Origin of the sequence: Enterobacter sp. BNK-16 (assembly GCF_048684955.1) — a bacterium.
GTDB lineage: Bacteria > Pseudomonadota > Gammaproteobacteria > Enterobacterales > Enterobacteriaceae > Enterobacter > Enterobacter bugandensis.
Map to the genome: position 1 here is coordinate 3,397,045 of NZ_JBLQTQ010000001.1, position 15,075 is coordinate 3,412,119.

Below are 15,075 nucleotides of genomic sequence, written 5' to 3' on the forward strand. Positions count from 1 at the left end.
AATCAATATGGCTACGCAACCGACGCAAGACGCTGTACCAAGTGAATCACCTCGCGACCTGAAATTCAACGCTGGGAAAATTGACGAATTCGTCACCTCATTTACCCAGCAATACCTTGATCGTTTTGGTAATGCCCATTACACGATTGAAGGGCTAAAACAGCTGGTGCTGCAGCAAATTTATAACCTCGGATGGAGTCTTGAAGGCTCTTTCCAGGATGGCGGCACTGTGACGTCAGCTGGCGATCTTCTGCAGGATGAAAGCACTAATATCTGGTACCGCTGGGATGATCTCGAAACCCTGCCGAAAATTGTACCGGCTGGCTCTACCCCAGCGTCTGCTGGCGGAGTCGGGGAAGGAAAGTGGCAGCCTGTCGATGTGAGTGACGTGCTCAGGAAGCAACTGGCACAAGACGACGGCATGAAGCTGATTGGGCAGAAAGTTAACTATGGTATTCCATCGGGTTCGAGCTTAACGAGAGGGCTTATCTGGGCTTTTGATAAGATTAAGGGCTGGTTGCGCGTAGGTGGCTCTGATTTAACACCACTTGATGATGAGAAAAACTTTTGGCGCGGACTGCCATCTAAAAACTCGTGGGGCGATCCTGCAAATATTGGTGACTATTCTGTTTCATTCAACCGAAATGGGGCATCGTTTGCTGTTTACTCAACAACATTTGGGCATGACTGTGTGACGTATGGCGTTGCTTCATCTGCTGGTGGGGCAGGAAGTGCCACGGGCAACCCAGATGATATTACGTCGCCAAATGGTGAGGGTTATTGCTCCTTTGCGTTCGGTAAAAACGTAATTGCACTCGGAGCTAAATCCGCGGCTTTTTGTGAAGAAACAGAGGCATTGTCCAGGGCTGCTTTTGCAGCTGGTTACCTTACGCAAGCCCGACCAGGGTACACAACAGATCCTGGTGGAGTTGCCAGCGATGGTATCGGTGCGACAGCTTTAGGATATCGAACCCGCGCAGCAGGAGATGGGTCACTTGCTATAGGGAAAAATATTCAGGCTTATGGCGGTTCACTTGCGATAGGGTCTGGCATCAACGATGGCAGTCCAGCGGTGAACAGTAATGCGAAATCAGGTGCTCTTTTTGCTAACTCATTAATCCCAGCTATTTCATGGGCGCCTGCAGGTGGCGGAGCTAATGACCTGCCATTTGTTGGCATTCATACTTTATACCCTAAAGAGCCTCTTGATGTATTAATGCCCAATGGGACGAATGCTGCTTTCAGGATTGGCGGAACTGGCACAGCCAGAATCAAACTGCAGGGAACATCTAACAGCGGTGCATCATTAGATATCGCTTCTTTGGAATGGACAAGCACAAATGGCGGGAGCGCTGTAGGAACCCTTAAAATTAATATGAATGGTGGTGTAGCCTGTATTGAGTTGTCTACGAATGGTATGGTTGCGCTAAAGAACGTTAAAACGTTGGCAGAAATATCTGGTGCCCCCGCGGGCACCATTTACAAAGACGCTTCTAACTTCCTTAAGATTGTTTAAGAGAAGTCATCGCCAAGGAAGGCGGTGAGTAGCGCCTCCGCTATTACTCTGTGACCAAAATCACCAGGGTGATTTACCCCATTTCCAGTTATTGCCCATATATTCTTACGTTTCAGAATCTGATTCCACACATCTGTAATATCTATGAAAGTAGTGCGCTCATATTTTTTTGAGAGCCCACTCAGCCCCTTCCTGTATCCTTCAAAGTACTCTTTCTTAGGCAATACCCACTCTGGATTTGGGCGTGTCGGTGACATTAATACGATTCGCGCATGCTTATTTTTGTACTTAATGTCTTTAATAAGCTTTTCAATATTAGCAACAAATATTTTAGGTTCTATATCATTGCTATCATTCACGCCAAATGCAATCACATAAACGTCTGAATCAAACTTTAACATTCGACCAGTTTCATCGCTAACTGCATTGGCACTGTTCCATCCAGGTACAGATGGATTGTACCACTGCACATCCCCGCCACGAATCATCGCAAGGTACGCTGAAGTAAGGTCAGCAAAAGGTGGCTGATTTGGCGCGGAGTAGACCCCTGTAGCATTTGCGCCAAACGTTATGCTATCTCCGAAGTAAGTTATCTTTAGGTCTTTCTTATCTTTAATTATTTTCCTCAGATCTGTAATGCTGCCACTCATTAAAAGTCGCATGCTTTCATTTTTTTTGTATGAAACAGACATCTGATGGAATGGATACTCAAGAGTTACTCTTACGTTAAAATCCTTATCTTCTTTCTCCGGCTTGCTGAAACCAACTGGTGCAAGGTCAACGGTTGTTGAAGAAGGGAAAGACACTTGATCGCCATGGACGAAAAAATCTTTCCCGGCGACTAAAAGTTTCCCGGTCATCTGATTAAACATCATCACCGGACCTTCAGGAGTAAAAAGTAACCCTTCGTTCTTGTATTCCTTGGATGCGTAAACCATGTCCGAATAAACATAATGACCACCAAAGAAAGAAGGGTGGATGTTAAATTTATTAACGACATAATTGCTGCAAGAAACATCATTGCACGTTGTGTATTTATCAGCCAGCGCTGGAAGCTCCGCGCTAGAGGAAAGAGAAATAAACAGGCATGCAAGTATCTTTAAGTGTTTCATTTAGCTTTTCCGTATGCTTTTTTCTTTATCCAGCCGTTAACAGGCTTTTCAATGAGTTTATAGCAGGCAAGGGCGATAACCTGGCAGTAGATGTAATAGACGATAACATAAGGAACTACGCTCACTGTCTTATCGAGGTCAAGTTGTGTCCAGATAAACAGAAATACCGGCGCTGAAATACCGTGAGACAGGTACAGGCTGTAAGATGAGTCGCCTAGTAGCAGGAAAGTGCGGTTGTGAGGAATAACCCCTTCAAGGCTCAGCGCTGACCAGACAATCACAAACGCCGGTATGCCCCAGGTAAGAAGACGAGAATAGTCGTTATAGGCAAACACACCCGAGTTAGCGAACGCAAAAAGCGGGAAGAAAGAAGCTATGCCAATCCACGCCAACCACTTCGGCAGGACGCATCCTGCTGAGTACATGCGGTAAAGATACATGCCGAGGATGAATTCGATAAACATCTGGCTGGATAGCGTTACCAGAACCTTACTTTCGCCGTGAGCCAATGCGTTACCTGCACCGAAAACTACCAGGGCGCAGACTGAATAAAACTCGAGTGAGTTGGCTTTTTTAATGCCAATCGCAAGCAGGCCAGCAAGCAGGAAATAGAACAGGAATTCAAACTGCAAAGTCCAGCCGATGCCAAGAATTGGTGGCTTGTCGAAGTTCATGAACGTCATCGTTTTGATGATCCACATGAGGTCTAGCCGCGAGCCGTTGAAGATATATGCAAAATCTGCAGTAGGCTGGGATATGGCACCAGAATCAACCAGCCATGATATGAGCACCACTACCAATGTTGCCACAAGGTACAAAGGCCATATTCGAGTTATGCGGCGCTTTATGAAGCCCAGCGGCGTTAATTTTGGCGTCATGCCATCCTTATAGAGCCCGCCGTAAATGATGTACGGCATGATAAAACCGCTGATGATGAAAAATATGTCAACACCAACACCACCAAGGTTTGTTATCTGTGGGGTAATGCCATAAACGGCAAGATTTGCGTGAGCATAAATCACGAGGAAGGCGGCCAGAAACCGCAAATACTGAATGTTGGCAATCATCATCAACTTTCTTGTCTGTTAAAAGGCGAGTGATTTTAACAGCTAAGAGTAATCCGATCATTCTCTTTGGTTTGAACATTGACCTACCTACCAACATTAATAATACTGTGTTTATGTACAGTTAATATGTGAGGTGATCATGCCAAGCACAGCAGACATGCACGCCGACTTTGTTGCGGCCGCAGAGCCTTTCCTTCCTCCTTCTTCCAGCATTGTCGAAACGCAGGATGGCTATGATGTCATTGAGAGCTCATCGGCATACAAGCGCGGTAACACATTGCTTATCTGGTTTTGCGGCCGCCAGCAGCATGCGTGCTGGGCCGGTGACGCGCTCATTACTGATGATGGTGAGGCCATAGAAGGCGAGGCACTTGATGATGTTTGCCTAGTTGGTGTAGTTACGCACACCATTCGCCCAGTCGGTTCAGACGAAAACCCTTTCATGTAGTATCCAAAGTGAGCAAACGACACTCTTCCTTCTGAAATTTACAAAAACTAAAAAACTAATAGCGCTACAGGCTTAGAAGCGAAGCGGTCAGGAAGTAGACACACAGAAACAAGCGGCCATCTTGATCAGTACCTCAGTTAAAACTACTGTATATATAAACAGTATTGGAGGTATGCATTATGGAGTTCTTCAGACCTGCAGAATTACGCGAAATTATTGCTATCCCGCTTTTTAGCGATTTGGTGCAATGCGGGTTCCCCAGCCCGGCTGCTGATTACGTTGAGCAGCGTATCGATCTCAATGAGTTGCTGGTGTCCCATCCCAGCTCTACGTATTTCGTAAAAGCTGCCGGCGACTCGATGATTGAGGCCGGGATCAGCGACGGCGATCTGCTGGTTGTTGATAGCTCCCGGACTGCTGAGCATGGAGATATCGTCATCGCCGCGGTGGAAGGGGAGTTCACTGTTAAACGCCTGCAGCTGCGCCCGACCGTCCAGCTCATTCCAATGAACAGTGCTTACTCACCGATCATTGTCGGTAGCGAGGACACACTCGATGTGTTCGGTGTCGTGACTTTCATCGTTAAATCGGCGAGCTGAAAATGTTCGCGCTCTGTGATGTGAATTCGTTCTACGCATCATGCGAGACGGTGTTCAGGCCAGACTTGAGAGGGCGACCAGTGGTCGTTCTCTCGAACAATGACGGCTGTGTAATAGCACGCAGTGCCGAGGCCAAGGCCGCTGGAATTACAATGGGGGAACCATTCTTCAAGCAAAAGGACTTATTCCGGCGCGCTGGTGTTGTCTGCTTCAGCAGTAACTACGAGCTGTACGCAGACATGTCCAACCGGGTAATGACGACGCTGGAAGAAATGAGCCCTCGCGTCGAAATATATAGCATCGATGAAGCTTTTTGCGACCTTACTGGTGTTCGAAACTGCCGGGACCTGACAGAGTTTGGCAAAGAGATCCGCGCGACGGTTCTGAAGCGTACACATCTGACAGTGGGCGTTGGTATTGCCCAAACAAAGACACTGGCGAAGCTGGCCAACCACGCCGCCAAGAAATGGCAGCGGCAGACGGGCGGGGTAGTTGACTTGTCAAATGTCGATCGGCAGCGTCGGCTGTTGGCGATCGTGCCTGTAGAGGATGTTTGGGGCGTTGGTCGCAGAATCAGTAAAAAGCTTAATGCCATGGGCATCAAAACAGCTCTGGACCTCTCTGAGCAGAGTACGTGGATTATTCGAAAGCACTTCAATGTCGTCCTGGAGCGAACGGTTCGGGAGCTGCGCGGCGAACCATGTCTTGATCTGGAAGAGTTCGCGCCGGCAAAGCAGGAAATCGTCTGCAGCCGTTCATTCGGCGGGCGGGTCACAGACTATGAGCAGATGCGTCAGGCTATTTGCAGCTATGCGGCGCGTGCGGCCGAAAAGCTTCGCGGTGAGCATCAGTACTGCCGCTTTATCTCTGCCTTCGTGAAAACCTCACCATTCGCGCTTAATGAGCCGTATTACGGTAATAGCGCTTCAATGAAGCTTCTCACCCCAACCCAAGATTCCCGCGACATCATCAATGCTGCTGTAAAGTGCCTGGACAAAATCTGGCAGGATGGGCACCGGTACCAGAAAGCCGGCATTATGCTCGGGGATTTCTTCAGCCAGGGCGTGGCCCAGCTCAACTTATTCGATGAGAATGCACCGCGCGCCGGTAGCGATCGTTTAATGGGGGTAATAGACCATTTGAACGCAAAAGACGGGAAAGGAACGCTCTACTTTGCCGGACAGGGCATTCAGCAACAGTGGCAAATGAAACGTGAAATGCTCTCGCCGAGGTATACAACCCGGTTTTCAGATTTGTTAGTTGTAAGGTAATTAACTGCTTCTGGTTTGATTTGCTCAGATGATAGATGGAATTTTAGGCGGCAAGGTATTGCTATTACGACAAATGATTAAAATCAATTGGTTGGGTAATTTTTTGGGAAATGCAAATCATTATCTTTAAAAAAATACTATTTCTGACACCATCGTTATTGTGAGTAGTCTATAGTTAATTAGCTTCTTATGAAGCTATGCTATGGTACACAACCTTTTTCTGGATTTCAGAGGCCCGTCTCTACGAGACGGGTTTTTTATCTGCAACGAAATTCGTAAAGCATTTATTTGTTTTCGATTTATTTAAGTGCATATTCCATGCGTGAGTATATAATTTATTTGGCTTTAATTTTTGACATATCAAAAATGATGTATTACTTTTTTTACCGTGGCGAATCCCCCTAAGCGGAGGGGCGAACAGTCAATATTTTGCAGTATGCTCGCGTTTCTTTGGACTGTAAGGGAAACACCGGGAGGCACCCGGCGCCACATTTTTATTGATCCACTTCTACCCAATGATTCATTATGAATTTTATGGGTTATTCATCTTGGTAGAGATTTCATTCAATAATTGAAAAAAAAGGGGGACATCTTCCCCCAAATTAGTGTTGCTTTGTTATTGCTTTAACTGCACCGTATCATTCTTGTGCATATCGCCTTAACTTTCAATTGAATAGTATTCAATTATGTCGTGAGATAAATTACAAGAGCAATTGAAAAAGAATAACTTCACTTGTTGTTTTTATCGAATTTATAGAGATTCTTTATCGTTCTTTGTTAAATGTGAATGCAAAAGGATTTAATTTGTTATTAATCTGTTGGTCATTGTTTGTAAATGTGTTTTAATATTGAATTTTTTTATTGGTTGTGTTTTGTATGGATTAATTATTGTCTGGGGTTCATGTGTGTTTGAACTTCAGTGGCGGTGAAGGTTTATTATTTTCCTCAAATTATAGTTAAGTGTTATTTAAAATGAAAAGGTTCAGAATCCTTTTGTTTATTCCAATGTTATATTTAAGCAAACAGGGCAGCTTAAATACCTTATAGAAGATGCATTAACAAAACCGATTTTAATATATGGCTTCGATTAACTCAGCCCCCTGATTCTTCACATTACCCACGGCACGCGTCACTGCGTGCCAGATAAACTTGTCGGCTGGCACTGCGCCGTCGGCAGCTATCTCTTCAGCTTCTTTCCCTCCAATATCCTGCCGCATCCACTCGCGGGCTGCTTCCGGTGACAAAACCAGTGGTCGGCGGTCGTGAATGTCGACCAGGCCTTTGTCAGCTGCAGATGTCACTATAAGAAAACCTTCCGCTTCATCGCCACGTTCGAATGGCGTGCTGCCAATCGCTGCCATGAATATTGGCTGACCATCGGCCCGGTGGATAAAGTAGGGCTGTTTCTTGTCGCCTTCCTTCTTCCATTCAAACCATCCATCAGCAAAGCAGATCGCCCGGCCATGCTGCCAGAGAGGTTTAAACATTCTGCTGGTGGCTGCTGTCTCGACACGCGCATTAATCAATGGCGGTTTATCCCACCATCCGGGCGCGTAACCCCAGAACACAGGATCGAGGTGTAACTGCTCGTCGCGTTCGCTCAGCAGTAGGACTTTTGTGCCAGGCGACACGTTGAATCGGCCAATCGGCTCAGGGTCATAAGCAATATCTCGATCGCCTTCGTCGGCGAGATATGTCAAGTATTCTTCACGGGTTTGTGCTTGTGCAAAACGTCCACACATAGAAACCTCCAGCCAGATGTCAGACTGAAAGTATAGGGCAGGGAGAAAAAACAGGTGCGCACCGAAACATTATGATTTTAAAGCAGGGGGCATGATGATGGAAGTCAGCGAGGCGGTAAAGCGAGGCGTTTCGAAACTGGAAGGAGCTACGCAAAAGAGTGAATTTTGGGGGCAAATTTGGGGGCAAAATACGGTTTGGGGGCAGTAAAAAGACCTTTTATGTCCGATAGTGTCTTTTATGTATACCGCGTAAATGCCTGATAACCATATAAAACTTAATGTTTACATAAAGTTACTTTAGAAGATACAATACCCCCCTATAGTATCAGGAGGGCATATGCCGCACTCACCCGAAGATAAAAAACGTATTCTGACGCGCGTCCGCCGCATTCGGGGCCAGGTTGATGCCCTTGAACGCGCGCTGGAGTCGGGCGACCCCTGTCTGGCCATCCTGCAGCAAATTGCCGCCGTGCGCGGCGCTGCTAATGGCCTGATGGGCGAAATGGTTGAAATACATCTCAAAGACGAGCTGGTGACGGGAGACACAACGCCGGATCAGCGAGCCGTACGCATGGCGGAAGTCGGCCATTTGCTGCGCTCTTATCTAAAATAAATCCACACACCTGACAAAAAGGGAAGACATGATGAAATCTCGCGCAGCTGTTGCATTTGGCCCCGGCCAGCCGCTGAAAATCGTCGACATCGACGTCGCACCGCCGAAAAAAGGCGAAGTGCTGATCAAAATCACCCATACCGGCGTGTGCCATACCGATGCATTTACCCTCTCCGGTGACGATCCGGAAGGCGTCTTCCCGTCTGTGCTGGGTCATGAAGGCGGCGGGATTGTGGTGGAAGTGGGCGAGGGCGTGACCAGCCTGAAGCCAGGCGATCACGTTATCCCGCTGTACACGGCGGAATGCGGAGAGTGTAAGTTCTGTAAATCCGGTAAAACTAACCTCTGCCAGGCCGTGCGCGCCACTCAGGGGAAAGGGCTGATGCCGGACGGCACCACCCGTTTCTCCTACAACGGTGAGCCAATCTATCACTACATGGGTACCAGCACCTTCAGCGAATACACCGTTTGCGCGGAGATCTCGCTGGCGAAGGTCAACCCGCAGGCGCCGCTGGATAAAGTCTGCCTGCTGGGCTGCGGCGTAACCACCGGCATTGGCGCGGTGCATAACACGGCAAAAGTCAAAGAGGGCGACACCGTGGCGGTGTTCGGTCTCGGCGGCATTGGTCTGGCGGTGATTCAGGGCGCGGTGCAGGCGAAGGCTGGGCGTATCATCGCGGTCGATACCAACCCGGAAAAATTCAAGCTGGCGGGTGAAATGGGCGCGACCGATTTCGTGAACCCGAAAGATCACGAGAAACCGATTCAGGACGTCATCGTTGAGATGACCGACGGCGGCGTGGACTTCAGCTTCGAGTGTATCGGCAACGTCAACGTAATGCGTTCTGCGCTGGAATGCTGCCACAAGGGCTGGGGTGAGAGCATCATCATCGGCGTGGCCGGGGCAGGACAGGAGATCAAAACCCGTCCATTCCAGCTGGTGACCGGACGCGTCTGGCGCGGCTCCGCGTTTGGCGGCGTGAAGGGGCGTACCCAGCTTCCCGGCATGGTGGAAGACGCGATGGTCGGTAAAATTCAGCTCGACCCGTTCATTACCCACCGTTTGCCGCTGGAGCAGATCAACGAGGCGTTCGATCTGATGCACGAAGGAAAATCCATCCGTACCGTCATTCATTTCGGCGACAAGTAACTCTTCTGCCAGCGGTTTTTAGCCGCTGGCATTTCTTTAATAATCTTCTCTAAAGTGTGACCAGTGCGGCGTTTTTAGCCGTAATCTAAATCTCTGCCGTGCCGATGACTATCTAACAGGCGTGTTTTTGCGCATCTTACCTATAAGAGAGTCGACGGTCATGGACAACACTTCTTCGATGCAGGCGCAGCGCAAGCTGAGCTTCCTGCATCACATCAGGCTGGTTCCGCTGTTTTCCTCCATTCTCGGTGGCATTATTCTGCTGTTTGCCTTGAGTTCGGGTCTGGCGGGGTATTTCCTGCTACAGGCCGACAACGATCAGCAGGACGTTACGTCCGAAATTCAGGTGCGTATGGGGCTGTCGAACAGCTCAAACCATCTGCGCACCGCGCGTATCAATATGATCCACGCCGGCGCGGCAAGCCGTATCGCGGAGATGGAGGCCATGAAGCAGAACATCCGTGAGGCGGAAACGCGCATTAAGCAGTCCCAGGATAGCTTTACCGCCTATATGCATCGTTCCGTGCGCAGCGCTGCGGACGAAGCGCTGGATGCAGACCTGAAGGCACGCTACGACGCCTATATTGCGGGCCTCCAGCCGATGGTCAAATTTGCCAAAAACGGCATGTTCGAGGCGATCATCAACCACGAAAATGAGACCGCGCGCCCGCTGGACGATGCTTACAACGCCGTTCTGCTGAAGGCGATTAAGATCCGCACCGACCGCGCCAATGCGCTGACGGCGCAGGCGCACAGCCGCACGCAGCTGGGCCTGATGTTTATGGTGGGCGCGTTTGCGCTGGCGCTGGTGCTGACCGCGATGACCTTCGTCGTGCTCCGCCGCACTGTCATTAATCCGCTGCAGCGTGCAGCGAAACGTATCGAGAATATCGCCAAAGGCGACCTGACGATGCCGGACGACGTGGCCGGACGCAGCGAAATTGGCCGCCTGACGCGAGATCTGCAAACCATGCAGCACTCCCTTGAAACAACGGTCGGCACCGTCCGTCAGGGGGCGGAGGAGATTTACCGGGGTACCAGCGAGATCTCTGCCGGTAACACCGATCTCTCATCACGCACCGAGCAGCAGGCCGCGGCGATTGAGCAGACTGCCGCCAGCATGGAGCAGCTGACCGCGACGGTGAAGCAGAACGCCGATAACGCCCATCATGCCAGCAAGCTGGCGGAAGATGCCTCCGGGAAAGCCAGCCGCGGCGGCCAGATGGTCTCCGGTGTGGTGAAAACTATGGGCAATATCTCAAGCAGTTCGAAGAAAATCTCTGAGATTACCGCGGTGATCAACAGCATCGCCTTCCAGACCAACATCCTGGCGCTTAACGCGGCGGTAGAAGCGGCGCGGGCGGGCGAGCAGGGACGCGGGTTCGCCGTGGTGGCCAGCGAAGTCCGTACCCTGGCAAGCCGCAGCGCCAACGCCGCAAAAGAGATCGAAAGCCTGATCAACGAATCGGTCTCGCTGATAGACCAGGGTTCCGGTGAGGTCGTTGCCGCAGGCAATACCATGAATGAGATCGTCGAGGCGGTGAAGCGCGTCACCGACATCATGCTGGAGATTGCCGCCGCGTCTGACGAGCAGAGCCGCGGTATCGTGCAGGTCAGCCAGGCTATTTCGGAGATGGATAAAGTGACTCAGCAGAACGCCTCGCTGGTGGAAGAGGCCTCCGCGGCGGCGGCGTCGCTGGAAGAACAGGGCGCGCGTCTGACAGAGGCGGTCGGGGCGTTTCGTCTGAGCGGTAAGGCTCAGGGGCGTACTCAACAGCAGAACTCTGCGGCAGTAAAACCTGCTGCTTTACGTCCGGCGGTAGCGAATAACGGTGATAACTGGGAAACGTTCTGAGTCGCCGGCCGTGTCGGGTGGCGCTTCGTTTACCCGGCCGACAAAAAAGGGACCTTTCGGTCCCTTTTTTCATCCGTTACTGCTTATCGGGTAACGCGTACGCGATAACGTAATCACCACGATCCGGCGACTGGCGAGCGCCCCCGGCGTTAATGACGATGTACTGCTTACCGGTTTTCGGCGAGACGTAGGTCATCGGGCCGGACTGGCTACCGACCGGCAGGCGGTCCTTCCAGATCTCCTTCCCGGTGGCGGTATCAAACGCGCGCAGGTAGAAATCCTGGGTGCCGGCGAAGAACAGCAGGCCGGACTGGGTTGACAGCGACGCGCCCAGCGTTGGCATCCCGATTGGGATTGGCATGTGCATGCGAATGCCCAGCGGGCCGGTATCTTCCACGGTACCAACCGGTACCTGCCACACCAGCTTGCCGGTTTTCAGGTCAACGGCCGACATGGTTCCGAACGGCGGCTTCTGGCACGGAATGCCCAGCGGCGACAGGAAGCGTTCGCGCATTGCGCCGAACGGCGTGCCGTCCATCGGGACAATCCCCATCTCAATGCCGCTGGCGTTTTTCGCCACGTTCGCGCGCGGCACCATGTAGTTTGCCAGCCCCAGACGCATATCGTTGACGAACATCAGGCTGTTGTTCGGGTCAACGGAGACACTGCCCCAGTTCATCCCGCCGAGCGAGCCGGGGAACTGCAGGGAACGGTCGAGACCCGGCGGGGTGAAGACGCCCTGATGACGCATCTCTTTAAACTGAATGCGGCACAGAAGCAGGTCGACAGGCGTCGCCCCCCACATGTCGGACTCGGTTAACGTCTGGTTGCCAATCATCGGCATGCCCACGGAGTACGGCTGGGTCGGAGAGTAGCGTTCACCTTCAACGTTACCCGCCGGAACTGGACGTTCCTCCACCTTCGCCACCGGCTTGCCGGTTTCACGGTTGAGCATAAAGATCATGCCCTGCTTGCTGGTCTGCACCAGTACAGGCGTGGTGCCGCCTTTGCCGTCCGGCAGGTCGTACAGCAGCGGCTGGGAAGGCAGGTCGAAGTCCCACAGGTCGTGGTGGGTGGTCTGGAAATGCCAGCGTACCTGTCCGGTAGCGGCGTCGACGGCGACGATGGAGGAACTGTACTTATCGTCCAGCGCGGTACGCTCGCCCGCCCAGAAGTCCGGGGTGGCGTTGCCGGTTGGCAGGTAGATCAGATTCAGCTTAGCGTCGTAAGACATCGCAGACCAGACGTTCGGCGTACCGCGGGTATAAGTCTGGCCTTCCGGCGGCAGGCCGGTCAGGTTCGGGTTACCCGGATCCCACGCCCAGGCGAGCTTACCGGTGTGAACGTCGTAGGCGCGCACCACGCCCGGCGGCTCGCCGGTGGAGAAGTTATCCGCGACGCGACCGCCGACGACAACGACGTTTCCGGCCACCAGCGGCGTGGAGGTCTGCTGATAATAGCCCGGCTTGATTTCGCCCATGCCAACGCTCAGGTCAACGGTGCCATGGTCGCCAAAGTCGTCGCAGAGCTTGCCATTATCCGCATTGATGGCAATCAGACGGGCATCGGTGGTCGGCAGGAACAGGCGGCGAGGGCATGCCGCTGGCGATGTCCCGGTCTGTGACGCTGTCACGTTTGCATGATCTTCAAAGTAGCCCAGACCACGACAACGCTGCCAGTTCGGGGCGGTGGCTTTCGAATCATAACGCCATTTTTCTTTCCCGGAATCCACGTCCAGCGCCAGCACTTTACTGTACGGGGTACAGACATAGAGCGTGTCGCCAATCTGCAATGGCGTGTTCTGATCTTCCGCACCGGAGCCGTTGCTCTGCGGAATATCCCCGGTGTGCGCCACCCAGGCGACTTTCAGATCGCTGATGTTTTGCTTGTTAATCTGGTCCAGCGCGGCGAAGCGGTCGCCGTGGGTAGTGTTGCCCCAGTGTTCCCAGTTTTTCTGCTGTTCGCCGGGAGCAACGGGTTTCACCGGAACGGGCTCGTTCGCCGCCACGAGGGTTTGCGGCTTAAACATCCAGCCGAGGCTGACCAGCATCGCCAGTGCGAGAACCGCCGCAACGCCATAAGCCGGGGCTTTATTCGCTGCGCCGCGGTTGGCCGCGCGCAGGAAAGGCCAGACGATGGCGCAGAGGAAGGCCAGTACGGCAAAGGTGAACAGGCGCGAGAAGAGCGGCCAGAAATCCCAGCCCGCATCGCTTACCGCCCAGAACAGCGAGGCAATAAACGCGATGCCGTAAAGCACGATCCCGCTGCTGCGATTGAGGAAAATCAGGAGCGCGGCAATGACCATCACCACGCCCATTATCACGAAGTAAAAACTTCCGCCTACGGCGGCGAGCTTGAAGCCCAACCCGCCGACCGCCAGACCGATGAGCAACATCAGTCCGGCAAGGAGCCACTGCAAAATACGAGGTATCCCGCGCGGCGCGCTGCCAAATGCCATTTCTGTCTCCTTTGAATCTCTCCGCATTGCTGGGTGTGTACCATCTGGATAATAAATGCGGGTAGAGCAATGATTAAAACGAGTGAATTCTTGTTTATATAACGATTAACGAACCAAATGGTGAATCCGCCGTTATGATAAAACTGTTAATTTGTTTTACGCAATTGTTAATGAATCATTCCGCATTATTTGATTAACGCACAGCCCAGTTCCCTCTCCCATAAGGGGAGAGGGAACTGGGTAAGGGATGAGGTGAATCAGACAGGCATAGATTTACGGATAGCGCTCAGCAGCGTTTGTGCGCCCGTGGAAAGGGGAGTATCCACCCGGGTCAAAATACCGATGGGTTCACCCGCACCCGGGGAGGCGATCGGCAGGGCGGTCAGCGTGCCCTGACGCAAATCATCTTTTACCGCACCGGAGGGGACGAACCAGACGTAGTCATAATCCAGTGTAAGCTGGCGCGAAAGAGAAGCCGAAAGCGTTTCGATGCACCCTGAGGGTAGCGTACACCCCTGCATCTGCAGCAAGGTTTCGGCGGCCTGGCGCGGAACGGTCCCTTTCGGGCAAACCACCACCGGCCACTCCATCACCCGGCTTAACGTCACCGTGTCCTGCAGCAGAGGATGATCGGGTCGAACCACCAGCTTCAGGGATTCCAGGAACAGCAGTTCATAATTGAGACCGCCCATCAGCTCGGGGTCGGACATTCGACCGATACCGAGATCAAGCTCACCCGATTTCAGCCCCGCGAGCAGCATGGTGTTATTCATGGTGGCAACCTGAATAGTGGTATTTCGCTGCTGCTTGTGGAACTGACCAATAACGGGCGGTAGGATCCCCAGCGCCGCGGTTGGCAGGGCGCCGACGCGCACCACCTCGCTGGTGTGCTCTTCTTTTCGGTGCAGGGACTGGCCTGCGGTGTTGAGCGCATCCAGCACCTTCACGGCGTGCGTCAGGAACTGTTCGCCCACCAGAGTCAGCTGTGCCCCCAGCCGACCGCGGTCAAATAGACGGGCACCGGTCAGCTGCTCCAGCTCGTTAAGGGTTTTCGAGAGCGCGGGCTGGCTCAGGTTAAGAGTTTCAGCCGCGCGCCCCAGCGTTCCCTGTTGAGCGACGGCCACAAATGTATGCAAATGGCGCAAGCGTATGCGCTGACTGAACAGACCATTTTTTTCCATAGGCGATGTTAAAAACAGAGCGATGCGGGTGACAAGTTAAGTTGTTTAATTTTGATAACTTGA

General features: G+C 52.1%; 12 protein-coding genes. 7 read left to right on the forward strand and 5 right to left on the reverse strand.

Annotated elements, in window-relative coordinates:
• Positions 1–7: 7 nt before the first annotated feature.
• Positions 8–1,516: a hypothetical protein gene (locus ACMGGH_RS16380; protein ID WP_420299175.1), complete on the forward strand. Its 1,509-nt coding sequence runs from the start codon at positions 8–10 to the stop codon at positions 1,514–1,516.
• Here the strand turns inward: ACMGGH_RS16380 and ACMGGH_RS16385 are convergent.
• Complete coding sequence (locus ACMGGH_RS16385) at positions 1,513–2,628, reverse strand: SGNH/GDSL hydrolase family protein (RefSeq protein WP_420299176.1); 1,116 nt, start codon at positions 2,626–2,628, stop codon at positions 1,513–1,515. The genes ACMGGH_RS16380 and ACMGGH_RS16385 overlap by 4 nt on opposite strands.
• On the reverse strand, positions 2,625–3,698 hold the full coding sequence (locus ACMGGH_RS16390) for an acyltransferase family protein (protein WP_420299177.1): 1,074 nt from the start codon (positions 3,696–3,698) through the stop codon (positions 2,625–2,627). Before ACMGGH_RS16390 ends, ACMGGH_RS16385 begins: the two co-directional genes overlap by 4 nt.
• A gap of 136 nt (positions 3,699–3,834) precedes the next feature.
• Between ACMGGH_RS16390 and ACMGGH_RS16395 the strand changes: the two genes are divergently transcribed.
• The 3 genes from ACMGGH_RS16395 (at position 3,835) to ACMGGH_RS16405 (ending at position 6,013) form a co-directional block, all read left to right on the forward strand.
• Entirely contained in the window at positions 3,835–4,143 is a 309-nt protein-coding gene (locus tag ACMGGH_RS16395) for a hypothetical protein (RefSeq protein ID WP_420299178.1), read from the forward strand.
• Positions 4,144–4,322: 179 nt separating this feature from the next.
• Complete coding sequence (locus ACMGGH_RS16400) at positions 4,323–4,742, forward strand: translesion error-prone DNA polymerase V autoproteolytic subunit (RefSeq protein ID WP_063618771.1); 420 nt, start codon at positions 4,323–4,325, stop codon at positions 4,740–4,742.
• Positions 4,743–4,744: 2 nt separating this feature from the next.
• Complete coding sequence (locus ACMGGH_RS16405) at positions 4,745–6,013, forward strand: Y-family DNA polymerase (RefSeq protein ID WP_420299179.1); 1,269 nt, start codon at positions 4,745–4,747, stop codon at positions 6,011–6,013.
• 1,070 nt (positions 6,014–7,083) lie between these two features.
• Here the strand turns inward: ACMGGH_RS16405 and ACMGGH_RS16410 are convergent.
• The gene (locus ACMGGH_RS16410; RefSeq protein WP_368949283.1) at positions 7,084–7,755 is read right to left on the reverse strand and encodes an SOS response-associated peptidase; all 672 of its coding nucleotides are present in this window, start codon (positions 7,753–7,755) and stop codon (positions 7,084–7,086) included.
• Positions 7,756–8,092: 337 nt separating this feature from the next.
• On the opposite strand from ACMGGH_RS16410, the gene ACMGGH_RS16415 reads away from it, so the two are divergent.
• The 3 genes from ACMGGH_RS16415 to ACMGGH_RS16425 all read left to right on the forward strand — a co-directional run bounded on the left by ACMGGH_RS16415 (position 8,093) and on the right by ACMGGH_RS16425 (position 11,373).
• The gene (locus tag ACMGGH_RS16415) at positions 8,093–8,368 is read left to right on the forward strand and encodes a metal/formaldehyde-sensitive transcriptional repressor (protein WP_028013093.1); all 276 of its coding nucleotides are present in this window, start codon (positions 8,093–8,095) and stop codon (positions 8,366–8,368) included.
• Between the two features lie 31 nt (positions 8,369–8,399).
• The gene (locus tag ACMGGH_RS16420) at positions 8,400–9,518 is read left to right on the forward strand and encodes an S-(hydroxymethyl)glutathione dehydrogenase/class III alcohol dehydrogenase (RefSeq protein ID WP_182035574.1); all 1,119 of its coding nucleotides are present in this window, start codon (positions 8,400–8,402) and stop codon (positions 9,516–9,518) included.
• Positions 9,519–9,678: 160 nt separating this feature from the next.
• The gene (locus ACMGGH_RS16425) at positions 9,679–11,373 is read left to right on the forward strand and encodes a methyl-accepting chemotaxis protein (protein ID WP_048959568.1); all 1,695 of its coding nucleotides are present in this window, start codon (positions 9,679–9,681) and stop codon (positions 11,371–11,373) included.
• Positions 11,374–11,449: 76 nt separating this feature from the next.
• Here the strand turns inward: ACMGGH_RS16425 and ACMGGH_RS16430 are convergent, their stop codons facing one another.
• Together ACMGGH_RS16430 and ACMGGH_RS16435 are read right to left on the reverse strand one after the other, a co-directional pair.
• Positions 11,450–13,831, reverse strand: coding sequence for a glucose/quinate/shikimate family membrane-bound PQQ-dependent dehydrogenase (locus ACMGGH_RS16430; protein WP_045260480.1), 2,382 nt, complete (start codon positions 13,829–13,831; stop codon positions 11,450–11,452).
• Between the two features lie 257 nt (positions 13,832–14,088).
• The gene (locus tag ACMGGH_RS16435) at positions 14,089–15,012 is read right to left on the reverse strand and encodes a LysR substrate-binding domain-containing protein (RefSeq protein ID WP_041910066.1); all 924 of its coding nucleotides are present in this window, start codon (positions 15,010–15,012) and stop codon (positions 14,089–14,091) included.
• Between the last annotated feature and the right edge of the window lie 63 nt (positions 15,013–15,075).

Bases quoted from the DNA above. Each gene is read 5' to 3' on its own strand.
- ACMGGH_RS16435 (WP_041910066.1), bottom strand. From the start codon at position 15,012: ATGGAAAAAAATGGTCTGTTCAGTCAGCGCATACGCTTGCGCCATTTG.
- ACMGGH_RS16410 (WP_368949283.1), bottom strand. From the start codon at position 7,755: ATGTGTGGACGTTTTGCACAAGCACAAACCCGTGAAGAATACTTGACA.
- ACMGGH_RS16385 (WP_420299176.1), bottom strand. From the start codon at position 2,628: ATGAAACACTTAAAGATACTTGCATGCCTGTTTATTTCTCTTTCCTCT.
- ACMGGH_RS16390 (WP_420299177.1), bottom strand. From the start codon at position 3,698: ATGATGATTGCCAACATTCAGTATTTGCGGTTTCTGGCCGCCTTCCTC.
- ACMGGH_RS16405 (WP_420299179.1), top strand. From the start codon at position 4,745: ATGTTCGCGCTCTGTGATGTGAATTCGTTCTACGCATCATGCGAGACG.
- ACMGGH_RS16400 (WP_063618771.1), top strand. From the start codon at position 4,323: ATGGAGTTCTTCAGACCTGCAGAATTACGCGAAATTATTGCTATCCCG.
- ACMGGH_RS16395 (WP_420299178.1), top strand. From the start codon at position 3,835: ATGCCAAGCACAGCAGACATGCACGCCGACTTTGTTGCGGCCGCAGAG.
- ACMGGH_RS16425 (WP_048959568.1), top strand. From the start codon at position 9,679: ATGGACAACACTTCTTCGATGCAGGCGCAGCGCAAGCTGAGCTTCCTG.
- ACMGGH_RS16415 (WP_028013093.1), top strand. From the start codon at position 8,093: ATGCCGCACTCACCCGAAGATAAAAAACGTATTCTGACGCGCGTCCGC.
- ACMGGH_RS16430 (WP_045260480.1), bottom strand. From the start codon at position 13,831: ATGGCATTTGGCAGCGCGCCGCGCGGGATACCTCGTATTTTGCAGTGG.
- ACMGGH_RS16380 (WP_420299175.1), top strand. From the start codon at position 8: ATGGCTACGCAACCGACGCAAGACGCTGTACCAAGTGAATCACCTCGC.
- ACMGGH_RS16420 (WP_182035574.1), top strand. From the start codon at position 8,400: ATGAAATCTCGCGCAGCTGTTGCATTTGGCCCCGGCCAGCCGCTGAAA.